A 24544-nucleotide genomic window follows, 5' to 3' on the forward strand; every position below is an offset into this window, starting at 1 on the left:
TGTGTGGTGAAATGCCTAAAATTGCGCCTAAAGCCCACCTAAGGAAATCTATTTGTCCTAAGCCTTGGCAAAGTTGACCAATCCTCTGGGGGAGCGAAAATTTTATGAGAGCTTTTATTTGTAGATTGATATTTTTCCCGATCGCCCTTTGTGTCTGAGGTTTCAGAGGGTAAGTTTTCCGTTAAAGTCCAGAATGGAGAGTTGTTGCGGTTGGGGTAAATCTGACAGATGGAAAGAGAGGAAACCTACAGGCAAATCAGTGGGATCCGGCAGAAATTAGGACAGCTAGAACCAAAAGCGCCGAACAGAAACAATCTGCTACGGAACTTGTCTCAATTGCTATCCCAGGCAACTGAAGGAATAGAAGGGAGAAAGGAAGTCTGTAATTGCCAAGTGCAGATCTTGGTGGAGCAGGCCCAGGCCCTGAGCCAGGATGGGTTAAATCCGATTCAACTGAGTTTGTGTGAAAGGGAAATACTGTCCCAGGCGATCGCCATTTTGGAGCAGTCCGGGCAGTTATGGCGTAACTACGAGGAAAGATATGTGGATGCCTACGCCGAAGCTTGGTTGAAGACCCTGGAGTACTTTTACCGCCATTATCAAGAGTATGACCCCGGTAAAGCCCAGGTAGCCACATGGTTGAACTTCCGGCTCAAAAATGAATTCACAAGCCAGAAAATTAAAATCCAGCAACAACAGCAGCGTCAAATTCAAGCCTCAACGGAGGAAGAAGGGGAGGGATTGCTGGCCATGATGGCTTCCCCTTCCTATGGTGACCAGGCCAAAATCATGAGCGAAGGCATAGTGCAGTGGCTGGAGGAAAGTCCAGAGTTGGCAAAGGAGAGCATCAAAAATCAGCCCCAGTTAACGGTTAAACTCCTTTTGGAGCAACGTTTTCTGCGGGAAGTGTCCTGGGGGGATCTGGCCAAAGAGCATAACGTGTCAGTGCCTACCCTCAGCAGTTTTTACGAGCGCAAATGCCGTCCTAAACTCATTGACTTTATCCAGAGCAACTACGACTTCATCACCCCGGATTCCCCCGTTAACCCCTGTGAACATTTGCGGACATTGGCAGGGAGTCCAAACCTCAGGGGCATTAACTTTGTTGAGCAACTGCAACAATGGCTGGAGTCGGAACCTTGTTTACAGGAAATTAAGCTCAGGGAAAAACCGGAGATTACTGCCCAGATTTTCTTACGGGAAACCCTAGCAGTGCTTCAACAACCACGACAGGGGCTAACCCAGGTGGCAAGTAGGTTGGGGGTAGAAGCGGGGGCACTGGAAATATTCTATGAATTTAGGGTCATTCATCAAGTTTTGGTATTTGTGCATAAAATCCAGCGGGAACACCGATAACTAATTAGGTCGAAGGCTCCCTTGCTCCAGCGGAGATCGCCAAATAATACGCCGAGAATGAATTGTTAAAATCATGAACAACTTAGTACAATCCCCATCCATTCCCCTCACCACCCAAGACCGACAGTGGGTGCAACGGTTAGCCGTGCAGTCCGGTTGCCAAGGGGAAAGACTACGTCGCCTTATTTCCAACCTTCTAGCCATCAAAGCAGTGGCCCATTGGTTAGATATTTATGGCATCCCCTACGATTGGTCGAGTAGTTACAGTTCTCAACCGTTATTACATCTAGGGGAAGAGGTGGCGGATCTATATTTGCCGGGGTTAGGACGATTAGAATGCCGTGGCATTGCTCCTCAACAACAAGCAGTACAATTCAGCCTCGAAAGTTGGTCAGACCGCCTGGGTTATGTGGTGGTGGAAATGAACCCCGATTTAACCAGCGGCAAATTGTTGGGTTGCGTCGAACAGGTTAGTGCCGCCCCCCTACGGAGGGAAATGCTACAACCACCGGATTTTGTCTTTAGTCTTGTTGCCCAAGCCGAATTGCAAAGGGCCCAGTCTCCGGTGACTACCACCATAGAAAACGGACTCAGAACCGCCGCTACCGTTATCCAACAATGGCTCACCACCGCCCAGGAGCAGGCTTGGCAAATGGCAGAATTTTACCTGTTGGAACCAAGTTTTTCCCCTGTCCGCAGTGCCAATACCGTCGAGAGAATCATTGATAAGCTCCATAGTGCTAACAGTGAAGCGGCTCGGCAACGGTTAATCATTACCCTAGGGGAACTAGTGAAACCGGAAGACACTGCATCGGTGGTGCGGGAATTGTCGCAAATCATTAACCAGACGGGAGATGAAGATACCCGTTGGTTAGCGGCTGGTACCTTAGCCCGCATTGAACCCCGGCATCCCCAGGCGGCCCATCGGTTACAGAAAACCATTGGGGCAGAGTTGAACCTGGCGGACATTGCCCTTAATTTACTCATTGCCCTGATGCCTGGCCCAGACCAAACCATTAACGGCTCCATTGAGTTAAAAACCCCCAACCAACAGCAGACCCTCCCCCCTGGTACCCGTTTAACCCTTTTATCGGCGGAAAATGAATTCATTGACGAGATTGCCGTAACCGGAGACCAGACCCCCGGTAAAAATCTGTTGAAAATTGGTCTGACCATCGACCCCGGCACCAACTTCCGCATTCGAGTAACGGTGGGTGGGGAAAGCATCACCGAAGATATTCAGATCTAGGTATGCCATGGATCTACAACTGTTGGTGCTGAAAATCATTGAGGGGGACTTTGCCACTGGATTTACTGTGGCCCTGGATGTGGAAACTATTACCCAGGGGCAAAACAGAAGCCAACGGAGGGATTTCTATGGTCGTTTACCGTCCCTTGCTCCCAACCTAGACCTCTACCAACTCCATCAACAGTGGGTTAGTGAAATTATCACCGCCCGCACGGGGCAACCCCAACGACGACGGGGCATTAGGGTTACCAGTAAGCAGGCGATCGCCAGCCATTACGACCAACCGCAAACGGAACAAAAACGGGCCTTACAACAGGCAATGGTGCAATGGTTAACCAGTCCAGAACCCGGTTGGCAAGCTATAGAAAAGGAGATCATTCGTTGGAGTCAAAGGTCAACTGTGGAAACCCAGTTGGTGATTCAGCTTGGACAATCCCTTTATCAATCTGCTCGCCCCATCGCTGCCACTTTAGCCAAATTACCCTGGGGGGAATGGCCCCTACTGCAAAAGGAATCCCTAAGTCCCATTCACTTTGCTGTGAATACCTGTCAATATGCTTTACCACCTACACAGGTTTCCAACCCAGAAGTTATTTCTCCCATTGTCCGCCTACAACGGTACTTTTTCCCCGCTATCCGTATCCTCCATGTTTTGGGTAATAACGAAGGCATTGATCTAGCCCCCGATCAAGCTGTATTAGCTGGTTTAAGCCATCAGGGAAAGAAGGTAGAAGTTGTCACCCTACATCAACCGGATTATCAAAGTTTGAGTAGGGCCCTTAAAGATGGGGCTGGTTTTGACCTCTTTGTTTACTCTGGCCACAGTCAGGCTTCCTTTGACCAGGACTTAGCGGCCATGTTACTGGGACAACCAGGCACCGTGGAAGGGGTCACGATCGCCAATTTACGTCTTGCTTTCCAACGGGCGATCGCCAATGGGTTGAGGGTGGCGGTGTTTAACTCCTGTGCCAGTGCCCAACTAGCGGAGGCCTTGCTAGATACGGGATTAAGTACGGTGATATCTATGCAGGAAGAAGTGGCGGACATAGTGGCCCATGGCTTCTTGGATAGTTTTTTACGCCATTACGTCCAGGGAAAACAATCTATTTTTCGGGCGGTACGCAGTAGCCTAACGGATTTGGAGGAATACGATCGCCGTTACCCAGGGGTGGGTTGGTTACCGGTTATTCACCACAATCCCACTGTGGCCCCGCCTCTTTGGGAAGAATTACGTCAGCAACCCCAATCCATCCGTCGCACTGGTTTATGGGCAGTGGGGACAACGATTCTGGTTTTGTTACTACGGTGGTTTGAGCTAACCCAGGGGCTAGATCTGAAATTGTTTGACCTCATGCTCCGTTCCCAACCAGTTTCCACTGCCGTTGATGAGCGCATTTTAGTGGTTACTGTTGACCAAAATGACCTGGATATTTTGCGGCAAAATGGCTTGCAATCAGCGGCGGGTAGTGATGTTATCTCCGATGGGGCTTTGGTGGCAGCGTTGGAGAAAATTAATAGTTACCAACCCCGTTGGCTTGGTCTGGATATTGTTCGGGATTTGCCTATCTCTGAGGGTAATGCTCGTCTCCAGGAGGTTTTCCAAAATGGCGATCGCCTGCTTGTAACCTGTGGTTTTGCCGATCAACAGGGAGAGCAGTTATTGCCACCACCGGCCATTGATGCGGATAGTCTAGCCTTTATTAATATGCCCATTGACCGGGATCAGGTCATTCGCCGCCAATTATTGTTCGGAGAGTTTTCCCAGACTGAATCCTGTTCCACCAACCAATCCCTGGGTCTTTCTCTAGCGTTGAATTACCTGGGGGAAGAAGATATATTCCCCGCCGAAAGTCCGGTTTTAACCCTCAATCACGTTACTTTTACGCCCCTTGCGGCTAAATCCGGGGTTTACCGTGCCAATGAAGTGGCAGGCTATCAAATTCTCTTCCTTAGTTTACCGAGGGGAGCAATTCGGGAAATTAGTCTTTCTACTCTTTTTGCTGATACTGAACAACGGTTAGACCTCAAAGATAAGGTGGTTCTGTTGGGTTATGGTCACAAGGACAAACACAGCACTGCCCTAGAGTCAGATATTCCTGGGGTCGTGATTCATGGGCAAATGGTCAAGCAGATCTTAGATGCTGTTTTAGATGAAAAACTTCTGTTGACCACTACTTCACAGGGAGCAGAATTACTCTGGATTTTGTTTTGGGTAGGTCTTGCCACCGGCGGCATTCTGGGAGTGATCGTTATGGATGGAGGCCGTCGTCAACAACAGTTGGTGATTATAGGCTCATTAGTGGCAGTAAGCAGCTCTGGTTGGCTTGTTCTTTGGGCTAGTGGATTATGGCTACCCCTGGCATCCCCATTATTGTTTTTGCTGTTAATGTTGGGGGGAGTTTCCGTAAGTAAGTCAAAATAGTATGACCAATAATCCTTGCTTTTTAGGCTAAAATAGTCCTGCCAATAATTTTACTGCGGTAAGTTATGCAATGTAAAAAGGTTTCTATTTCCCTCCCCTCGGAAATGATGACTTTTGTTGACCACTATCAAAATTATGCTGGCTGTAAATCCCGTTCCCAGGTAATCGAGGAGGCTCTGGAGCTGCTAAAAGTTAGGGAGTTAGAAAGAGCTTATCGGGAAGCTTCCCTGGAGAACGATCCCATTTGGGAAGCAACAACCATGGACGGATTAAGCGATGAAATGTGGTGAAATATGCTGTACGAACCTTTGCTTACCATTCCATAAGCCCTCGCACTTCTTCGATGTGAATAATATCTCTTTGTATTGCTACATAAAAATTCACTGAAATGTAACAAACTATGTACTTTGTTGTTAGCCTGTGCAGATATAACTATTGGTAAAATGTGATGCATGTTTTTTATCAAAAGTTCTAATAGCAGAGTTTTTCTATGGATATATCAACTGCAAACTATATTTTACAGTGCTGTAAGTTTTTGAATAAAAACTTTATCAATAGCAAACTAACTCTGATATGTGAAAAAATAGATCAGCTAGTACTTGCCGATGTTTATTCGGCATTTAGTGCAATACAGGATGCTTTAACTACTGATAATGAAAAAACTCGTAATATAAGATTAATATTTGCAGAAGAAAAACTTTTAAAAACTACAGGGCTGGATATTAATCTAGTTACTGGCGACTATAAAAACATTTTTTTGATTTCGCTATCTCATTATGGATTAGCATTTATATGTTCATTAAGAAGAGATACAATAACAAGCGCAAGGCACGCATTAAGAGCCTTTTTATATGATACTAGAACAACTAGAAATGAACTAACGCCTGAATTATATTTAAAGTTATTTAAAAATCAATGCGATTACATATTAATGGAAAAAGCTAATGAGATAAAAAATATTAAAGATAAGGATTATACTTGGGAGTTAATTAGCAATAATGTCTTACTTTCCCTAGGGAAAAAACCAGTTAGTCTAGTTCATGGTCTAAATTCACTTTCAAGATTTTTGTCAGGAGATAAAGAAGGATCGCAAAAATCTCTACAGAAAGCCCTTATAGTACGCTATCATAAGTCCGTAAATAAAGAGCTTTTACCGGCTTATGAAATAGAAGATATTAATGAAAAGTTTGAAAGAATTATCGATGAAAAATGTAAAAATTTATGCTTGTGTATGTTAAATGAAACGTAAGTTATGATTCATTTTTTGCTTGTTTCATTCCTTCGCTACGAGCGGCGGCAAGCTCTTTTGCAGTTGCAGTCCCACCACTGCGAAAATAAAGTTCTGCTGCATTACCCATACCATGAGTCCAGAAAAATACAAAGGCAGCACCTCCAAAACCTCCAGCCCCTGGCATACCAATCTTAAATAATGCTAGACAAACTTGCTGACCAATCATTCCGCCTCCAACAACAGCAAGTATTTCTTTAACTGTTTGTGGATTAATTTTGTACCCATAAATATTTCCAATGGCACGAACCATAAGCATCTGTACAGGTGTAATTGTCCAAATATCTGCAAATGGTATTGGCATAGGAGCAATAGCTGATGCAGTCCAAGCACTGATTTTTCGTACTTCTTGAGCCATTTGTTGACGTTGAAGCTCTTGTAATTCACTCAAGTCAGCACTTAGAAAATACTTCATTCGCTCGCCATGCTTGCCAAGATGCTGAAGTAGTTGAACTGGAATATCAGTCATTTGAACACGATCCTCGACTAAAGTATAAATTAATTATAGACTTCTATCCTTATAGCGGATTATAATTTTTTAGATTGTCACGAATTTTAACTTTCTATGAGTGAGTACTTACATTTTTCGATTTATCTCAATAGATAATGCTTTAGTGAGAAATTTTTCACTGACCGATACAAAATTAGATCCACTTGTCCATTATTTAAAAACGCTGAAACTCTTGTTTTATGTTGATTACAATCAGAGTACTAGCTTAGGCAGCATTAAAGTTATCCATTGTCTGTCACCATACCGGATTATGTAAGTTGACGGCATTACCACAGGATATGCTCTTAAAAATATTGGTGACACTCATTAAATTGTCTTGTCGTTTGAGATAAGTTACAGTCGATAGCTAGTAGATCTATTCCGTCTACAATTCTTGGAATAAAATCATTATTAATTATTAAATTCTCCCAGCATTTTTGACGATATTCTGGTTGGTTCTGAAACTTATCAATGGCAGATTGTAACGGTCGCATAACTTCATAGGCAGATTCTGCTTTTTCCCTACTGACTGGCGAAATCGGGGAAGATAAACGGAGAACAGCTAAGTCAATCAGATCCCTTGATAAAATACTTTTATCCATAAAGCGGTCAGCATTGGCCAAAAGCTTCGATATCCAAAGGTCTTCTTCGTTCAGACAGGGTAGTGATAACCAAGGTAGTTTTCTGGGTTGTTCGATGACAAATCTGGCTTCGGCAATAATCTCAAGTTTGATGGGAATATTATTACTTTCTACTAGCAAGCGAATACCGTATTGATCCATGTTACTCCGACCAACTATCAAGCTTTTTGATTCTAAAAATAAAGCATCGTAACCTTTGTTAAAAATTAGTTTTCTCAGTTGTTTATAGCCTCTAGATTGTATAGAGCAAATGAAATCAATATCATTACTTTCTCGAAATTCTTGATTAAGCAATGCGATTAGCGTCCCGCCACCAAAGCAAGTATAAGTCTCTTGAAAAATTTGATGATCTAGCTGATTTAAAACGTTGAAAATTTCATTATGATGGGGACGATTAAACATTATAGTTCAGTGATTAACCAAGAGTGATATTTTCTGGCGATGGTTTCTAAAAAAACTAGCTCTTCTGGCGATGGCTCAAACAGGGAGCGATATTTCCAGCCTCTCTCATAACGGCTCAACATTTCTTCTAAGCTTAATGCTTTGGGGGTTTTCATTTGCCAACATAAAAATTCTAGGAATGGCAATTGTTGGGGAATTCTGATGGGATTATTTTCAATCATGGTATTTGATATTTTGCCATCTTCTATAAATTCAATCCTTGCTTAATAACTTCCCATTCAATTGGTTGTTGATTTTCTGGATCATTCTCAGCGTTAATGGTGTCTCAAACATCAATCAGATCCTCAAGTTCTTCAGCGTTGATAATGGCTAATTCACCTTGGATGATTTTTTCCGGTAATTGTGTCACGGAAAGATTCAAATGATTTGCAAAAGATTTAAGTTTTTGCCATGTTTGGGGGGAGACTTCTAACTGATATGCGTTTGAATGTTCTGATTAAGAGCCTAAATTATTTTAACTCCATTGCACATTCACTGATGGGGGTAGCCATACCGGTTCTAATGGATTCTCCCATGGCGGGAATAGAGAGCAAATAAAGGGTTTCTTGGATGGATTCCCAGTCTTCTTGGCTCAGAAGGACAGCATTATTCCGTTTGCCAGTAATCAAAACAGGTTGATGATTTTCGGCAACTTCATCCATCAATCGAAAAAGCTGACTACGAGCTTGGGTGGCACTAAAGTTATCCATTGTCTGTCACCGTACCGGATTATGTACGTTGATGGTATCACACTCACTATATTAGGTTAGGCTTATTACTAAGACTTTTTGCCCTATGCCAACAGGAGTGGAAAGATGGCGCAGAAACTCATAAATATCAGTGTGATCCGTTTTTTCCTCTTTCTGGGTTTGTTGGGAGCGTTGTTACTGCCCCAGAATGCACTACTAGCAGGAGAGAAGGACACCAGGGTTAAGCCTAAGCCGGTACGTTGGCAACCACCGACGGATGTGGGGCAATCGGGGCGACGCACTGGTAATCCGCCCCGCACGGTATTAGGCGGTTCCCGCAATGGTTGTGGTGCTTCTGGGGACTTGCCTTTAACTGCTTTGATCCCCAAGAGTTATGAAGGCAGGGTGGGGGTGGAATCCCCGGTGATTTATGTTTATTTTCCCTATGACCAGGGCACTAACTATCCGGTTAGTTTTACTCTCAAGACTTGGCAGAATGGGGCTGAAGCTGTGTTGCTGGATCGGCAGTGGCAGGTGCCGGCCCAGACGGGTTTGTTATCCATTCCCTTGCCGGAGGATCTGGAGTTGGAGCGGGGTTTGGTCTATCGCTGGAATTTTACGGTGGATTGTGGTGGCCCCCATAATACGGCGATCGATTATGTGGAGGGAAATCTTAGTCTCGATCCTGAAGCTCTTTCCCCAGTGCTGTTAGCTCAGTTAACAACAATGACTCCAATGGAAAAAGTTGAGTTATATTTTCAGCAGGGCTGGTGGTACGACGCTATTCATAGTTTGTTGACCTTAGAGGAAGATAACACTTCTACTCTGACGGATTTATGGGCCCAGTTGTTGGCCCATGAAGGCTTAAGCTCCCTTAGCCCTATTACTGATTTATCCAGCTCTGGTCAATGAAAACTCTATTTTTTCAGCATTGTTTGGGGTTATTCCTCTTGGGAGGAATATTGCTACCAGGGTTAGTTTTGGCTCAGTCGGATTCCCAGATTTTGTTAGATGTGCAGGGAGAGTTAGAGGAGGGAGATATAGAGTTGAATAATGGTAGCTTTTTTGATTCTTATGAAATAGAAGTAACTACCAATTCTCCTTTATTTATTTTGGTAGAAAGTAGTGATTATGATGGTTTTTTTATGTTATTTGATCCTGATGCTGGTAACCAGGTTGCAAAAAATAACAATTTTAAGGATACTAATGCTCAAATTTTGCTAGATGAATTGAAGCCTGGTAAGTATCAAATTGGGCTAGCAAATTATAATCCTGAAGAAGCTGGACGGTATAGACTTATTGTTAAGACACCTAATCCTTCTGAATTGATTAGACTAAAAGCTGATCTTTTATTCAATCAGGCAATGTATTTTAAAGAGGAAGGTTCTGCAGAATTTTTTTTAAAAGCAATAGAAAATTTTGAAAACTCTCTCATTTTATATCGTCAATTAGATGATGTACTAAATATTGCGACATCTCTCAATTATATTGGCGTAATATATTTTGATTTAGGGGATAAACAGAAAGCTCTTGATTACTACAACCAAGCTCTTACTATTCGCAAACAAGCAAGAGATATATCTGGTGAAGCTCAAAGTCTCAATAATATTGGCGTGATATATTTTGATTTAGGGAACAAATACAAAGCTCTTGATTATTACAATCAGGCACTTGCAATTAGTAGTCAAATAGAAGATTTAGCTTTGGAAGGTACAATCCTAACTAATATTGGCCGTGTATATTCTCGTTTAGGAGATAAACAGAAAGCTCTTGATTATTACAACCAGGCACTTGCAATTAGTAGCCAGATAGAAGATTTAGCTTTAGAAGGTACAACCCTAACTAATATTGGCCGTGTATATTCTCGTTTAGGAGATAAACAGAAAGCTCTTGATTACCTGAACCAAGTACTTGTTATTGATAAACAAGTAGAAGATTTATCAGGGCAAGGTGCCACTCTCAACAATATTGGTCAAACATATTCCGATTTGGGAGATAAACAAAAAGCTCTTGATTACTACAACCAAGCACTTGTTATTGCTAAACAAGTTGGAAGTTTAGTTGGTGAAGCTATAATCATCAATAATATTGGCAGTTTATACTCTGATTTAGGAGATAAACAAAAAGCTCTTGATTACTATAATCAGGCACTTGTTATTCGTAAAAAAATTGAAGATTTACCTGGTGAAGCTACAACTCTCAATAATATTGGTAGTTTATACTCTGATTTAGGAGATAATCAAAAAGCTCTTGATTATCTTAACCAAGCACTGGTTATTAATAGACAGGTAGAAGATTTAGTTGAAGAAGGTACATTTCTTAATAATATTGGATTAATATATTCTGATTTAGGAGACAAACAGAAAGCTCTTGGTTACTACAAACAAGCACTAGTTATTCGTAAACAGGTAGGAGATTTGCCTGGTGAAGCTACAACTCTTAGTAATATTGGTACTTTATATTCTGATTTAGGAAATAAGCAGAAAGCTCTTGATTATCTTAACCAAGCACTGATTATTAATAGACAAGTAAAAGATTTATCCGGAGAGGCTATAACCCTTAGCAATTTGGGATATTTAGAATTTGAAAATAAGCAATATGAAAGTGTAACTAAATACATAAATCAGTCTCTTGATCTGCTGGAATCAGTAGATATTAAAGAATTAAATGATGAGCTTCAAGTCTCCTATTTTGATACATACAACAATAATTATCAACTTCTGCAAAAAGCGTTAGTTGCCCAAAATCAACCAACAGAAGCTATAGCTGTCGCTGAAAGAGGACGGGCCAGAATATTAGTTGAACTGCTCAATCAACGTTTCTCTAATATTGAAAATGCTTCTTCTTTGCGTCAGCCCACCCTCAGTGAATTGCAAGCTGTAGCCAAAAATAGTAATAGCTCTTTAGTCACTTACTCGTTGATTGAAAATCTACCAGGTACTAGCGGAGAGAAGGAAAATGAACTTTACATTTATGTTATTTCCTCCGATGGCAAGCTGGAATTTCGTTCTGTTAACCTGAGCAACAAAGATATAAACCTTTCCAAACTCGTTGAAACTGCTCGCCAAACCATTGCCCAAGCTCCCCCAGATCGTCCCCAGCAAAATCGGGGTAACAATAGTGGTGCCATCAACAGCCTGGAAAACCTCGCCGTTGGGGATTACGTCAAATTGCAAGGGGAATTTCCCAGCGATGAACCCTGGCAGATTGTTTCTATAGACCGGGATAAACAGACCGTTAACCTCGACCAAACCAGGCGGGAAGAACCCCTCGAAAATGTCAGCATTAGCCGCATTGCTAGTAAAACTGATACCTCCCTCCAGCAATTACATCAAATTCTCATAGAGCCGATCGCCGACCTGTTACCCCAAGACTCAGCAGAGAAAGTAATCTTTATGCCCCAGGGAGCTTTATTTGGCGTTCCCTTTGCGGCTCTCCAGGATGCCCAAGGTCAATACTTGATTGAAAAACATACCATTCTTACGTCTCCCTCCATCCAAGTGTTGGCCCAAACTGCCGCCCAAAATCAACGATTGGCTAAACGGGGACAAAGTAAGAGTAAAGCCCTAGTGGTGGGCAATCCCTATCCCTACCCCGATAACCTCAAATCCCTGGAGAATGCGGGGGCAGAAGCCGAACAAATCGCTAGCCTGTTGGGAGTGCAACCCCTTTTGGGCAAAAAAGCCACTGAAGCGGAAGTGCTGGCCCAAATGCCCCAGGCAGATATCATCCACTTTGCCACCCATGCTAGTTTCAATGACCAACGGGGTCTGAGCAGTGCCATTTACCTCACTGCCGAACCAGGAGCCCCCGATGATGGACTGTTCCAAACCCCCGGCAGAATTACCGCCGAAGATATCTTTAACCAATTTGAGGATAATCCCCTCAACGCCCGCCTAGTGGTGCTCAGTGCCTGCGACACCGGGCAAGGAGAGATTACTGGGGATGGGGTCATTGGTCTGTCCCGTTCCCTCATTGCTGGCGGCGTACCGAGCGTATTGGTATCGCTCTGGAGTGTGGACGATGCTTCCACCAAAACCCTGATGACCGAGTTCTATCGCCAATGGCAACAACAAGGGGTCGATAAAGCCACAGCCTTAAGGAATGCCATGTTGGAAACCAAAACAGAATACCCAGATCCCTACTATTGGAGTGGTTTCACCCTCATTGGGGAGGCAGATTAGAGCCAAACCATTAAGAGCTGAGGGAGGCATTATGATGGGGAAAAGCGTTTTTAGGATTGAAGCCATGGCCACCCTATCGGTTGATATTGGTACCTTAATCACTCGTACACCGGGATTACATGGTGGCGTTCCCCATATTGCAGGCAAGGGAGTTACGGTCAGAAGAATTGTGTTTTGGTCTAAGGAACGGGGCCTAACACCGGAAGAGATTGCCGATGAGGTTGGACATATTTCCCTTGCCGAAGTTCATGCGGCCTTGACCTATTACTATGTGAACCAAGCTGAAATCGATCATGATATCGAGCAACAAGCTCTGGAAGCGGTAACACTCGAACGTCAATATAGTCAGGCTCGGTGATTTTTGAAAGGGCAAGGGATATTAGTTTGACCCTCGAAAAAGCAACCCATGAGTAAAATCCGCTTGTACTTAGACGAAGATGCCATGTCCAACAGCCTACTAAAGGCTTTACGGTCAAAAGAAATTGACGTTATTAGTGTTCAGGAAGCAGGAACAGAAGGTTTTCCAGATAATCAGCAATTGGATTGGGCTACTTCCCAAGAGCGGGTAATCTATAGCCACAATATCAGTGATTTTTGCCGACTACATTCCCAGTATTTGGAGACAGGACGCAATCATGCTGGCATTGCCTTGATTTCGCAGGATACAGCCATTGGCGATCAAGTACGGGCCGTTATTGCGTTTGTCAGTCAAACAACATCGGAAAATATGAAGAACGAGTGTATTTTCTTGAGACAATTTTTGTCAGTCTGATTGTAGCGATAGTTATCAAAAAGTGTATTGGTTTCCGTCTGGAGTGGAGCATAGATGATACCTCCACCAGAACTTTTATAACCGGTTTCTATCGCTAGTAGCAACAACAGGGAAACGAAAAACTAACTACCCTGTCCCCCAAGCTGGAAAAGTTGAAATTTTGGGTGATATTATTAGTCCCATTGTGGATGAGGAAGATTGGGAATGTCTGAGATAATTGTCCTTGATACCCATATCTGGCTATGGTTAATTCAATGTGACGCTGGAACAATTTAGCCTTCAACTATCCACCCCATTAACGGAATAGATAGTTGATTCAAATTGAAAGCAATGGAATAGCTACATCCCCGCTTGGTAGTAAGGAGAATGAGCCTTAGCGGAATCCATCACCTCAAGGTAGAGATATTCCGGCAGCATCTTTTTGGCGGCGACCATGAAATAATGCTCAATGGGTTTGGAAGATGGACGATCTCGTTTCCGTAATGCCCGCTCCACATTGATCTTGCAACGATATGCTGCGTAGATAGATTTAGCGTGACGCATTCGTTCCATTTTCCTGATGGTGTATTGATCAAAGTTGCCAATCTGTTCCATCAAATGAAGGTTGGCGTTAATAGCAGAGGCACTATACTGCGCTAAGCAATCATGGAGGGTCAATTCATCGTCGGTTAATTTAGAAAGGTTGAGTTCAAAGTCACAGTAGAACTTGTCACTAAACTCATCATCATCAATGGCCAGGGGAACAGCGGCGGCTTTGCCCCTGGGGTTCGGTCTGTTTAATGTAAGCATAGAAGGTAACATCCTTGAAACTAGGTTGTAAACGTAACTATTTATCTATCGAGGCGATCGCCAAACTTTATGCAGATTGTCCTAACTAATTAGCTTTTTTAATTAGCATTGACTTAAGCAAAAGCCAGTGAGCTTTCATTACTGAACAAGCTTTTTACCCCAGTCCAACTCCAGTTGAAGAAACTGAGTAAACAATCCTTCACTGCGGTTATTGTTTTACCCACCACGTTGACCGTTCCCTGCCAACCTTGACTGGCCATCGTTTCCACAAACTTCCATAATTGCATTAGAATTTTCTGGATGCGTTGCAGACATTGCTGGATGCCTCCCACCAACCAATGGAATAATTTTGCTAGGCGTTGATGGCGAGCCGCTAAATAAACCACAAATTTTTGGACGTAGGGCAAAGCTAACTTAGTGATGGCTACCAAACCCCGGGCTAAAAGTACGCTGGATAATTCCGGCACAAAGGTTACTGCTAAACCGACCATTAAGCTTATTCCGACCATATTCATGCCATGGCGTTTAAACATTGGCATCAGATAATTGTCCATCAAACGTTTACGGAAAATGGGGGAACTACACAACTGATGGCGGAATTTTAATAGGTAACGCAGAAAGGCTGTAATGCGTTCAATAGCAGTTTTTAACTCGTTTTTATCGAGGGAGATATTTTGATTTTTAGCCATATCCTCCAGAGTGAATTTAATTGTGTCTGCTAGTTCTTGATAATTACTGCCTAAAGCATCATCAACAGTGGCATTGGGGGTGTAATTATTAATCATTTGTTCATACGAAGAGGATGTTCGATAGTTAGCAGAAGGGCTAGTGGAGTAAATCATGGTATTAACCTGCCATCATGGCTAAAATGTGGGCATATTCCGCATCAATATTGGCAACAGACAAGGAATTGAAGGATTGTGTTGGTGACGTAACTTGGGGAGTAGAAATAATTTCAAACCAAAGGATAGATTTTTGGAGAGAACCATAGCGGTTAGTCAAAGGCTTCCAGCCAATCCGGAGTTTGGTACCTGGTGCTAAGTTCAGTAATGTTGCCCCCTTGCCGTTAAAAGCAATATACGTTTCGCCAGTATCAGTGAAAATGTCGTAGCGACAACGGTAGGGGTCTCCGGTAGTCCTGCCAGCGGTGTTGCTGGTTCTAGCAATGGTAATGTCGTCAAAAGTGAGGGATGTCATGGGGCTTACCGAAAATTCAACTGTTATTTACTTATCGGCCTCTCCCGTGGAAGTTATGCAAAATCGTGAAAATATTCTTTCTAGCTGAGTTTTTAGCTCCTGAATTAGAAGGATGTTAATATCCCAATCCCTAATAGGGTAAAGGCTACAGCCTATCAAACTAAACTTTTTTGTCCCCGGCCAGCCAAGAGTCATTCTTTAACGATCCATCTACTGACAACACAGTTGATACCATTTTGTAATATCGCTAAAAAGAAAAAGCCGGTACCTCAATAAATGAATAAAAAACAGGAACGGATTTCGCTTGGCATCCAGCTCGGGCATGATCAACCTGAGACGTCAGCGCAGGCCATGATGATCCCGCCTCAAAAACAGATGACTGGCATGCTCGGTCATCCCGTGGCCGAAAACCCGATCGACCGCATGTTCGATGCAGTCTATGCCCATTACGACCTGCCCTGGCAGTTCTGGAAGAGCGATATCGCTTCCGAAGCAGATCTCGCCCATGCGGTCAGGGCTCTGGTGCCCCTCGGCTACCGGGGCGTCGGCATCACCGTACCCTACAAGGTGGCGGTCATCCCTATGCTGGATGCGATCGACGATGACGTGAAGGCGATCGGTGCGGCCAACTACGTCACGGTAGAGCAGGGTCGCTTGATTGGGCACAACAACGATGGCAAGGGGGTGGTGAAGGCGATTAAGAAGGTAGCCCCCCTCAGAGGCCAGCGTGTGGTGATGCTTGGCGCTGGTGGCGCCGGGAGGGCGATGGCGGCGGAACTGGCCTGGGCCGGTGCCGAGCAGCTCACCCTGATCACCCGGCGGCAGGAGCAAGGTGAGGAAGTGGCTGAGATGGTGACTCGCGTGTCCGGTGTTCCAGCGGTCTGGCAGCCCTGGCAAGGAGAGGTGGTGCTGCCTGAAGACACGACCTTGCTGATGAATGCCACCCATCTCGGTTCCGCCCCTGAACTTGAGCCGGTGCCCTTGAACTGGAACAGCCTCGCTCCAGGAACTGTGGTAGTGGATGTAATCACCAATCCACGGATCACGCCCTTCTTGGCGACGGCCCATGAACGGGGCTGCCTGATCGTGGATGGGGTGGAGATGCTTGTGCAACTAGCGATCCAGATCTTCGAGCAGTGGACAGGTATTACCCCTGATGAGGCGGTGTTTCAGAGGGCCGTGGCGGAAGCACTGGGCGAATAACGCGAACTAACTTCAGGCAAAATCTTGCTAGGTCTAGTAAAAAGCCTCCCATTGATCCAAAATGCCATTGTCATTAAAATCCATGTCCCAGGCATCACTGGCATTGTCTAGCTGGGCATTGAAGATTTCATCGGGACTGGCAATGTCTGCCCCCCGGGACAAGTTAGCCGACGGATCTTCGAGAAAAACGTTATCGAGATTGTCGGCCAGATGGGGATAACTGCTCTGGGGGTAAATATGGGAAATATGCTTGTTCCGCATAAACTCTTCGACAAAATCCGCCCCTTGGAGTTTCACATCGATGGGAATCAGATGGTTATAGGCTAATTCTGGATCCAGCCCATAGTTGTCAAAGCGGGAAGCCAAATATTGTTGTTGTTCTTGGGGTAAATCACCATAATTAAAGCTCATTTTTTTAGGTGCCTCCCATATTTAAGGGCTAACCAAAGAGCAGTTTCCACTGCCAGAAAAATCCACACCGTTTGTAGAAGGTAACCGAGGGCTACCCCTCCTGTAGTGACTCCGATCGCCACTAAACGACGCTTACGGGCATCCGCTTGGAACTGTTGCCAACGGTCGTCTTCAATGGTGTTTAACCGTTGCTGTTTGTAAAGGTTGTCCATGGTTGCTCCTTAGTAGATAAATTGGTGGGGGGTATTGTAGGGAATGGCTACCAAATGTTGATTTTGACCACTCCAAATCTCCACCGGTAAACTATTGCCTAAATCCGTAGGAATAAAGCCCAAATTCTGCTTTTGGCCAACCCAATCAAGGTCAAAGCCATAACCTGCCATGGTAAACATCAACTGATTGGCAATGTCGGCGATCGCCAAACAAGCCACATAGCCATCGGGAAACTGCACAGCAAAAGTAGTGCTAGGAGCAGAGTTTTGGGGATGGGGCATGATCAATAACAGGCGACGGACAGCCTCCCCCCGGTGACGTTTGCGGTGATAGATATAGGAATCAGGACTGTTTACCCATTCCAAATTGAGTTCCCGCAGGGTGGCTTCATCTGCCCTTTGCAGTTCGTTACTGATACCGCCGCCAAGACCAGAACCGACAGCAGCTCCAATTAAATCTCCAACTTGGAAACCATCCCCTAGTCCTAGGCACAGACCCAATAACCCACCACCAATACGCCAGAGGGAATTTTCCTGTGCCTTTTTGGCTTGATGCTCCTGAATAATCCGTTGAATTACTAAATCTTCATTGAGGGTGGGAAAGTTGATGAGGGCGCTGACAATACCTTGGCTGGGGCTAAACACCCCTGGGGTTTCGTAAATAGTCCGCTGGGCAAGAACGGTGGTTACGGGCTGGAGATCACTCATGGCTTTTCATTGGGGTTGTAAGGGTAACTGCTTATCTAGCGCCCCCGCCGCCAAACTTTATGCAAATCTTCCTGAAAAATCTCCACAAAAATAAATTTGCTCTATTTGCATAACTTTCCTGGCCAGTACCGATAACTGACTTGAAGGTGCATTCAATCCCCCACCGGAGGCGATCGCCGTCATCACCAATCCTAATTTTGAGGAAATTGTATGAAAACTATTCTTTTAACTGCGGTACTGGTTCTTGTTGCTGGAACTGCCGCCCAAGCTCAGTATTACAACGGCTATAGCTACGGCAACGATAACTACCGCCAAAACTATGGCACCTACCAGGGTCGTAATGGTTATCGTAGCAACGTCAACTACAACGAATACGGCAATAACGGTTATGGCACTGTACGAGATAACCGTGGTAACCGCATGAATTATGACACCCAACAGATTGGGAATACTACCTACGAAAATTATCGTTTCAATGATGGTACTCGGGTTCGATGTACGACCTCGACCTATGGCAATACAGTTAACCGTAACTGTCGGTAGGGGTTGACCCTCGATAATTTACTTGGGGCAACCTGGAACCATGAGTTCTCCATCCTGAGCCGAATGTTTGATTTTGTTTAGCGTCAAGGATTACTCTGGACTTTCTGCGGCAAATTTCTTGCTTTGTAGAACAGTTCTAAACTTGGGCGATCGCCGACGTAACGCCAATGCCAGGGTTCGTAGGCAATGCCCTGGGGATTATCCGGGGGAAAAGATAATTCAAAGCTGTATTTGGCCGCATTATTTTCTAACCAATCAAAGGCTTTCGTTTGGGCAAAGGTTTCACTTAAATGGGTAGCCTGGGCACTGCCATCACCAATGTCCACCGCATAGCCGGTGTGGTGTTCGCTGTAACCGGGGGGCGCACTGACTTCGGCCCGCTGTCGGGCTTCCTGATTACGCTGTTGTTTGATAGCAAAAAAAAGTTGTTCCTGCTCAGTCACAGTGCGGAAGGCAGAAATGGGCACCAGGGAAATTCCTTGGGTCTTCGCATCCCGCTGCATACGCAAAAACTGGTCAGCGGCAGCCTGGCGTAACTTTAAGCGGCCGTCGGGGGTGATATTTTTTAGTTCTCCCAGGGGAGCTTCTTCGTAGGGCAAATGCCCCAAAAGGTTATCAATGGGGCTCGGGGTGGGGCTGGGGCTGGGTTCTGTCACCACTTCTGGTGCGGGCTGGGGTCGGGGCCACAGGGCCAACAATGCCAGTAAGGCCAAAATGATGATCCCAAAACTAGCAGCGATTAGTTTTAGCGGTATGGAGGACGAGGCTTGGGACTGGGGCGGCCCCACAGGATTGTCCCGAATTACTTCCGGGATGTCATCCTGGTTGACGTTAAAGGAAGATTTTGGTTTGTTACCCATGCAGTTGGCGATCGTTGCGGCTCAATGCTTGGCCCCATTGTGCCAGACAATGTCTGGGTTCTTCCATAGCCCCGTCATTAGTTTTTCTGCTCGACTACTTGGCCCCCAAATCCACTGCTAGGCGATGGGCACAGGCAAAACCAGAAAAGGCAACAGCGTTCAAACCCTGCCCTGGAAAGGTGCTGTCTCCGACGCAGTATAACCCCGGTATGGCAGTGCGGTTAAAGGGCATGGGCAATAAACCCGGTAAGCGACGGCGGGGAATGGGGCCGTAAGTGCCATTTTGTCGGCCCAAAAAGCGGCGGTGACTGCGGGGGGTACCAATTTCCATGTAATCCAAAGCTTTATCTAACCCAGGAAAAATAGCCTCTAGGCGGTCAATTAATTTACCAGCATCAGCTTCTTTTTTTGCTGCATATTCCTGCGGGGAAAGATTTTGCCAAGGTTCGAGCCAACTGGGGGTGAAGGTGTGGATGATGTGATAACCTTCCGGAGCCAAGCTGGGGTCCAGGAGGGTGGGAATGGACACAAAAATGGTTCCTTGTTCCTTTTCTAAATCGTCCCAATTCTCCAACAAAATGTGGTGACATTCTGTGGCGGTGGGTAATAAATCCGCTGCGACTCCCAGGTGCAAACTTAGGAAACTAGGAGACTGTTGGTAATTTTTGCGCCACCTTTTTTCTTTCCCAGGTAGGGGCTGCTCTGCCATCAATGACCCGAACGTGTCCCAGCGGGTAGCATTGGAGACAATGCGGCGGCCATAAATTTTTTCGCCGTTGGCCAGTTCCACCCCGATCGCCTGGTTATTTTCTTGGATGATTTTGGTTACCCTAGCGCCGTAGCGAATTTTGCCACCGAATTTTTCCAGTCCGGTCACTAAACTTTCAGCAATTTTTCCCACGCCCCCCTTGGGATAGTTAATGCCTCCATAATGGCGATCGGAAAAGACCATGCCAGCATTGATCATGGGAGTTAAATCCGCCGGTACCACCGACCAGCAGTAACATTCCATATCAATAAATTTCAGCAAATCCGGGTCTTGGATATGGCGACGGGCAATGTCTCCCACATTTTTAGGTAAATATTTCACTAGACCCAAGCAGGCCCCTGGATGCTGAAAAAATACCCGCATTAGGTAACGGGGTTCCTCCAGGGAAAGTAATTCCATGGCGTTGAGGCAGTTAAATACTTGCCAACATTCATCGTAAAAGTTGCGGATACCCTGGGCTTCCTGGGGAAATTTAGCAATTAACTCCTGTAAAAAAGCTTCGTACTCCCGATGAACTTTGAGGTCTAGTTCCCCTGGCAGATGGTAATGGATTTGCACTGGGTCGGGGAGGGTTTCCAGGGCTTGCCCAACGGCAGCTAAAGCCCTAGTGAGCAAATTGGTGGTGCCCCGATCGCCAAAGCCAAAAATCATCGAGGCCCCCACATCGAAGCGGTAACCCTCCCTCTCAAAGTAGCCCGCACTGCCGCCGGGGATGAGGTAACGTTCCAATACCAACACCTGTAAACCCTTCGATGCCAACTGGGTGGCGGTGACCAATCCCCCAATGCCGGAGCCAATTACTATTGCGTCGTAGGAAGGGGAAACAGTCATAGTTTCTTGGTCGGGTTAGGTTAGGGCAAAAGGTTGAGGATGCACCAACGGAGCAATCCAACTAATCAGTTTAAGGTTTTGCCGCCAAAAAAACAGGGAGCACCCGATCGCCGAGCCACCCCCTACTGAATCCTTGAGAAGAGAACACTGTGAAATCACTATACAGATTAATGAAAATAATTGTCAATACTGTTAAGAAAATTTTTAGTCCACCATGGTTGGCCTTGTTTTCCAGGGTTGCACCAAAGACCGGGCCAAGGCGATCGCCCGCTGGAGTAAATCAGGATAATCTTCCAAGTGAATGGGGGCAAGGGGATCCTTTTGCCTAGCCTCCGCCTCCTGTAATACCGGGGCAATGAGGACGCGGGCTCCACCGCCAAAGGCAACACCGTTAATGAGTCTTTTTTCCCTACCCTGGGCCTGAGGGGAATTTTGGCCCCTGAGCTTGGTGATGGTGTGGCCATTGGTGCCACCGGCCAACTGCACAAACCCCGGCAAATCAGATTTTAAAACCTGGTCAGCATAGTGGAGGCAAAGATGGGTAGTGCCCCGGCCAATGTCCCCGCTCATGGGGCGTCCATCGGTTTGCCAAATCAAGGGGATCGTTAATTGCCCCAGCCCAACCGCAATACTCTGCAGATACTGCACCGCCTGGCCATGGTACGGACAACTAATGGCGATCGCCTGAAGTTGGGGCAGAACCGGTTGCAAATTCCGCCAAAGCTGTTGAAATTGCTCGCCGTGGCCCACCTGGGTATGGATTTCCAAGGCGGCGATTTGTCCCGATTCCAACCAAGGGAGTAGGCTAGTCACCGTCGCTTGATGAGAAAAAGTAGTAATAATTCCCTGGGGACAGATGGGTAAACAGCGACCGCAACCGTAACATTTTTCCGCCCACACCCCCGTTGGAGCAACATCCTCACTATGGTTGGCAATCGCCGAGGCGGGGCAAACTAGGGCACAGGGCCGGAGGCAATCCGGGGGGCATTTTTCGGGGTCAAACTGAGCTTTGCGGAAATGGGGATCCTCCCCATCGTTTAAGCTCACCATTAACCAGGGAGCTTGGGACAAGTGTTCGAATCGCTCAACTTGATGGCCGGGGGAATGGAGCAACGACAAAGCCACCCCAATGCCTTCCTGAGCCACCCGCACCACCGCCGGATCCGCCGCTAAATCAATGCAATCCACCCCCGCCAACGTGTAGACCAGGGCTAAATTTCGGATAGCAGTTAAATCCTGATAACTAGCCCCACAAATCAGTTTTACCCAGCGTCCTTGCTCCAGGGATTGCCTAGGGCCTGGGTGTTGCTGAGCCGGAAAATTGTGTATTTTCCCAGGGATAATTGAAATTTTGCTACTTGTCACAGAACCAAAGCACTCCCTGGTACGTCAACAATGCCTAGAGCAATTCACGGAAACGTTTAGGGTAAACTATATCCTACAACTGAGTTCGAGAACCTTCTGCTGTCGGGCGGATAGTGGAAGCAAAAGCAAAATGCCTGTGGATTCGGTCTGACCTAGGTTTGATCTGTCAGTGATTTAAACCCGGTTAAGAGAAGTAGAAACAGGAATCTCCTTCCCTACCGATGGGTTGGGGTGGGAGAACGTCCACAGTCCCAGGGGCGGCACAGGTAGTTTTCTTGTTCCGACATTGGGTAAAATTGCTTGCGGGAAATCTTTTCCACGCCTCAAATTTGAGTAAGTTTAATTTGATTTGGCCATTGCTGTAATAGCCGGAACCGCCCTAGGAAACTGGGTTATACCCCGGTTTTCCCGTGGGGGCACAGAGAATCCACCCTATCCTTAGTTTTGCCATTTTGCCCATGTCTAGCACTGCCATTAGCCAGCTCCAACCCGCCGATAAAAGGGACGTAATTGTTTACCAACCCTACTACCCAGACAAAAATAAACAGAAGTTATTGCCATTGGCCCTTGCCCTTTATCAATTGGGGCAGGTGGAAGGGGCCCGACGCATTGAGGGGGGGGAAAATCTTTCCTTTGTGGCCACTTGGTTTGTGTCCCGCTTACCGTCGGAATTGACTCGGTGTCGTATGCAATTCGATGGCCAAGCAGATTTGAGTTATGAAATGACTGTGCTCAATTCTGAGTTTATGGATTATTTGATCGATCTAATTGCAGGATACGAGGAGAGTAAAAACATCGACTTTCCGCAAAATTTCTACCGTAAGCTTTTGCGCTTGGATGATGCCTCCGCCCTTTAGATGGTACAGCGACTGGCTATTGCCATTAGTGCTGGGTCATTGGGCTTAAGTTCTTCAGGAGCCATACTGAAACCATTGCCATTGAGTATCGGTCAAGCCAGTTTTTAAACAATGCCGTCGCTAAATTAGTCAAGATAGTCCAGCAAGCAAATTTTTTTACCTAGTCCATCTAGTCAGGAGCGTTCCCGTGGTCAATTCACCCCAATGTTTATTAGTCGGGTCTTTGGAGCCCTACAGCGGTAAATCGGGGATTATTCTCGGTTTAGCTCGACTTTTGCAACAACAGGGAATGGCGATCGCCTACGGCAAACCCATTGGCACGGCCATGACTAAGGCGGCAGTGGCCCTAGAGGAAGCGGACATTGAATTTATTAGCCAGAGTTTGGAATTGGCACCAGCCCAGGTGCGTAAACCCCTAGTATTTTTAGACGAAGAGACCATTACCCGACGCCTCCAGGGGCAAGACCAAACTAACTATGCTGAAGCTCTGCAAGCTTCTATTCAGAATCTAACAGCGGATTTGGTTTTGTTGGAAGGCCCAGGCAATCTTTGGGAGGGTAGTTTATTCGGGCTTTCCTTTTCCGAATTGGCCGCCAAAATTAACGCGGCGGTGCTGTTGGTGGGTCGCTACCACTCCCCCTTAGTGGTGGATGGACTGCTCAAGGCTCGACAAACCTTGGGAGATAGTCTCAAAGGGGTGGTAATAAATGATATTCCCGTAGAAGCCCTGCCAGAGACGAAGGACTTGGTCAAGCCTTTCCTGGAAAGCCATGGCATTGCTGTGCTCGGCCTATTGGCGGAAGACCGTTTACTCAGAAGCGTCAGTGTGCGGGAACTGGCCCATCAACTTAATGCCAAAGTGCTTTGTAGTGAAGAGCATCTGGATTTGATGGTAGAGAGCCTCACCATTGGGGCTATGAACGTCAACTCCGCCCTGGAATATTTCCGTCAAGGGGAAAATAAGGCTGTGGTTACCGGTGGCGATCGTACCGATTTACAATTGGCCGCCCTGGAAACCTCCACCAGTTGCCTAATTTTGACTGGCCACGCCGGGCCCCAACCCCTGATTATCAGCCGGGCCCAGGATTTAGAAATTCCCATTCTCTCTGTGGACCAAGACACCCTGACCACCGTGGAAATTGTGGACCAAGCCTTTGGCAATGTGCGCCTCCAAGAACCGGTTAAGGTGCAATGTATCCAACAATTGATGGCCACCCATTTTGATCTCCAAGCCTTCCAAGAAATCATGGCCAAGGATTAACCTAAA

27 protein-coding genes are annotated in these 24544 nt (G+C 45.9%); 13 read left to right on the forward strand and 14 right to left on the reverse strand.

Annotation, left to right across the window (positions count from 1 at the left end; all coding sequences use genetic code 11):
* Positions 1-327 precede the first annotated feature (327 nt).
* The 5 genes from IQE94_RS02030 to IQE94_RS02050 all read left to right on the forward strand — a co-directional run bounded on the left by IQE94_RS02030 (position 328) and on the right by IQE94_RS02050 (position 6276).
* Complete coding sequence (locus IQE94_RS02030) at positions 328-1356, forward strand: hypothetical protein (RefSeq protein WP_223342614.1); 1029 nt, start codon at positions 328-330, stop codon at positions 1354-1356.
* 73 nt (positions 1357-1429) lie between these two features.
* Positions 1430-2605: a DUF1822 family protein gene (locus tag IQE94_RS02035; protein WP_212715817.1), complete on the forward strand. Its 1176-nt coding sequence runs from the start codon at positions 1430-1432 to the stop codon at positions 2603-2605.
* A gap of 7 nt (positions 2606-2612) precedes the next feature.
* Positions 2613-5027 (forward strand): CHASE2 domain-containing protein, encoded by a 2415-nt coding sequence (locus IQE94_RS02040; RefSeq protein WP_212715819.1) that lies wholly within the window; start codon positions 2613-2615, stop codon positions 5025-5027.
* Between the two features lie 65 nt (positions 5028-5092).
* A complete protein-coding gene (locus IQE94_RS02045; RefSeq protein ID WP_212715821.1) occupies positions 5093-5317 on the forward strand; it encodes a ribbon-helix-helix protein, CopG family in 225 nt (74 codons plus the stop codon).
* A gap of 200 nt (positions 5318-5517) precedes the next feature.
* Positions 5518-6276: a hypothetical protein gene (locus tag IQE94_RS02050; protein WP_223342615.1), complete on the forward strand. Its 759-nt coding sequence runs from the start codon at positions 5518-5520 to the stop codon at positions 6274-6276.
* 1 nt (position 6277) lies between these two features.
* On the opposite strand, the gene IQE94_RS02055 is transcribed toward IQE94_RS02050, so the two are convergent.
* The 4 genes from IQE94_RS02055 to IQE94_RS02070 all read right to left on the reverse strand — a co-directional run bounded on the left by IQE94_RS02055 (position 6278) and on the right by IQE94_RS02070 (position 8597).
* Entirely contained in the window at positions 6278-6784 is a 507-nt protein-coding gene (locus IQE94_RS02055) for a DUF697 domain-containing protein (RefSeq protein WP_212715825.1), read from the reverse strand.
* Between the two features lie 326 nt (positions 6785-7110).
* Entirely contained in the window at positions 7111-7848 is a 738-nt protein-coding gene (locus IQE94_RS02060) for a nucleotidyl transferase AbiEii/AbiGii toxin family protein (protein ID WP_223342616.1), read from the reverse strand.
* Positions 7848-8069, reverse strand: a complete 222-nt coding sequence (locus IQE94_RS02065; protein WP_212715827.1) for a hypothetical protein — start codon at positions 8067-8069, stop codon at positions 7848-7850. The genes IQE94_RS02060 and IQE94_RS02065 overlap by 1 nt, the downstream gene beginning before the upstream one ends.
* A 288-nt stretch (positions 8070-8357) precedes the next feature.
* Positions 8358-8597, reverse strand: coding sequence for a type II toxin-antitoxin system Phd/YefM family antitoxin (locus IQE94_RS02070; protein WP_212715829.1), 240 nt, complete (start codon positions 8595-8597; stop codon positions 8358-8360).
* A 105-nt stretch (positions 8598-8702) separates the two neighbouring features.
* On the opposite strand from IQE94_RS02070, the gene IQE94_RS02075 reads away from it, so the two are divergent.
* From IQE94_RS02075 to IQE94_RS02090, 4 genes are all read left to right on the forward strand, one after another.
* On the forward strand, positions 8703-9488 hold the full coding sequence (locus IQE94_RS02075; RefSeq protein ID WP_212715831.1) for a DUF928 domain-containing protein: 786 nt from the start codon (positions 8703-8705) through the stop codon (positions 9486-9488).
* A 68-nt stretch (positions 9489-9556) separates the two neighbouring features.
* Positions 9557-12760 carry a tetratricopeptide repeat protein gene (locus IQE94_RS02080; protein WP_223342617.1) on the forward strand — a complete coding sequence of 1068 codons (3204 nt, stop codon included), beginning with the start codon at positions 9557-9559 and terminating at the stop codon, positions 12758-12760.
* A gap of 64 nt (positions 12761-12824) precedes the next feature.
* On the forward strand, positions 12825-13118 hold the full coding sequence (locus IQE94_RS02085) for a DUF433 domain-containing protein (protein WP_212715835.1): 294 nt from the start codon (positions 12825-12827) through the stop codon (positions 13116-13118).
* Positions 13119-13166: 48 nt separating this feature from the next.
* Positions 13167-13532: a DUF5615 family PIN-like protein gene (locus tag IQE94_RS02090; RefSeq protein ID WP_212715838.1), complete on the forward strand. Its 366-nt coding sequence runs from the start codon at positions 13167-13169 to the stop codon at positions 13530-13532.
* Between the two features lie 339 nt (positions 13533-13871).
* Here the strand turns inward: IQE94_RS02090 and IQE94_RS02095 are convergent, their stop codons facing one another.
* The 3 genes from IQE94_RS02095 to IQE94_RS02105 all read right to left on the reverse strand — a co-directional run bounded on the left by IQE94_RS02095 (position 13872) and on the right by IQE94_RS02105 (position 15518).
* Positions 13872-14321, reverse strand: coding sequence for a hypothetical protein (locus tag IQE94_RS02095; protein ID WP_212715840.1), 450 nt, complete (start codon positions 14319-14321; stop codon positions 13872-13874).
* 113 nt (positions 14322-14434) lie between these two features.
* Positions 14435-15106, reverse strand: coding sequence for a hypothetical protein (locus IQE94_RS02100; protein WP_212715842.1), 672 nt, complete (start codon positions 15104-15106; stop codon positions 14435-14437).
* Between the two features lie 61 nt (positions 15107-15167).
* A complete protein-coding gene (locus IQE94_RS02105) occupies positions 15168-15518 on the reverse strand; it encodes a hypothetical protein (protein WP_212715844.1) in 351 nt (116 codons plus the stop codon).
* Positions 15519-15794: 276 nt separating this feature from the next.
* Here IQE94_RS02105 and IQE94_RS02110 point away from each other — a divergent pair, with 276 nt between their 5' ends.
* The gene (locus IQE94_RS02110; RefSeq protein WP_223342618.1) at positions 15795-16721 is read left to right on the forward strand and encodes a shikimate dehydrogenase; all 927 of its coding nucleotides are present in this window, start codon (positions 15795-15797) and stop codon (positions 16719-16721) included.
* 33 nt (positions 16722-16754) lie between these two features.
* On the opposite strand, the gene IQE94_RS02115 is transcribed toward IQE94_RS02110, so the two are convergent.
* Genes IQE94_RS02115 through IQE94_RS18555 form a run of 4 tightly spaced genes read right to left on the reverse strand, consistent with a single transcriptional unit; the run spans position 16755 to position 18235 of the window.
* Positions 16755-17132, reverse strand: a complete 378-nt coding sequence (locus tag IQE94_RS02115) for a hypothetical protein (RefSeq protein WP_212715846.1) — start codon at positions 17130-17132, stop codon at positions 16755-16757.
* Positions 17129-17344: a hypothetical protein gene (locus tag IQE94_RS02120; protein WP_212715848.1), complete on the reverse strand. Its 216-nt coding sequence runs from the start codon at positions 17342-17344 to the stop codon at positions 17129-17131. The genes IQE94_RS02115 and IQE94_RS02120 overlap by 4 nt, the downstream gene beginning before the upstream one ends.
* A 9-nt stretch (positions 17345-17353) precedes the next feature.
* A complete protein-coding gene (locus tag IQE94_RS02125) occupies positions 17354-18052 on the reverse strand; it encodes a hypothetical protein (RefSeq protein WP_223342619.1) in 699 nt (232 codons plus the stop codon).
* Between the two features lie 57 nt (positions 18053-18109).
* Entirely contained in the window at positions 18110-18235 is a 126-nt protein-coding gene (locus tag IQE94_RS18555; protein WP_255611343.1) for a hypothetical protein, read from the reverse strand.
* A 27-nt stretch (positions 18236-18262) separates the two neighbouring features.
* Here IQE94_RS18555 and IQE94_RS02130 point away from each other — a divergent pair, with 27 nt between their 5' ends.
* Positions 18263-18595: a hypothetical protein gene (locus IQE94_RS02130; protein ID WP_223342620.1), complete on the forward strand. Its 333-nt coding sequence runs from the start codon at positions 18263-18265 to the stop codon at positions 18593-18595.
* Positions 18596-18678: 83 nt separating this feature from the next.
* On the opposite strand, the gene IQE94_RS02135 is transcribed toward IQE94_RS02130, so the two are convergent.
* From IQE94_RS02135 to ldpA, 3 genes are all read right to left on the reverse strand, one after another.
* Positions 18679-19455, reverse strand: coding sequence for a D-alanyl-D-alanine carboxypeptidase family protein (locus tag IQE94_RS02135; RefSeq protein WP_223342621.1), 777 nt, complete (start codon positions 19453-19455; stop codon positions 18679-18681).
* Positions 19456-19549: 94 nt separating this feature from the next.
* Positions 19550-21055, reverse strand: a complete 1506-nt coding sequence (crtH, locus tag IQE94_RS02140; RefSeq protein WP_223342622.1) for a carotenoid isomerase — start codon at positions 21053-21055, stop codon at positions 19550-19552.
* 204 nt (positions 21056-21259) lie between these two features.
* On the reverse strand, positions 21260-22420 hold the full coding sequence (ldpA, locus tag IQE94_RS02145; protein ID WP_223342623.1) for a circadian clock protein LdpA: 1161 nt from the start codon (positions 22418-22420) through the stop codon (positions 21260-21262).
* Positions 22421-22878: 458 nt separating this feature from the next.
* Between ldpA and ebsA the strand changes: the two genes are divergently transcribed.
* Positions 22879-23277, forward strand: a complete 399-nt coding sequence (gene ebsA, locus IQE94_RS02150) for a type IV pilus biogenesis protein EbsA (protein ID WP_194016755.1) — start codon at positions 22879-22881, stop codon at positions 23275-23277.
* A 187-nt stretch (positions 23278-23464) separates the two neighbouring features.
* Positions 23465-24538, forward strand: coding sequence for a phosphotransacetylase family protein (locus tag IQE94_RS02155; RefSeq protein ID WP_212715855.1), 1074 nt, complete (start codon positions 23465-23467; stop codon positions 24536-24538).
* Positions 24539-24544: the final 6 nt, after the last annotated feature.

Source organism: Synechocystis sp. PCC 7339, from assembly GCF_019924095.1.
GTDB lineage: Bacteria > Cyanobacteriota > Cyanobacteriia > Cyanobacteriales > Microcystaceae > Synechocystis.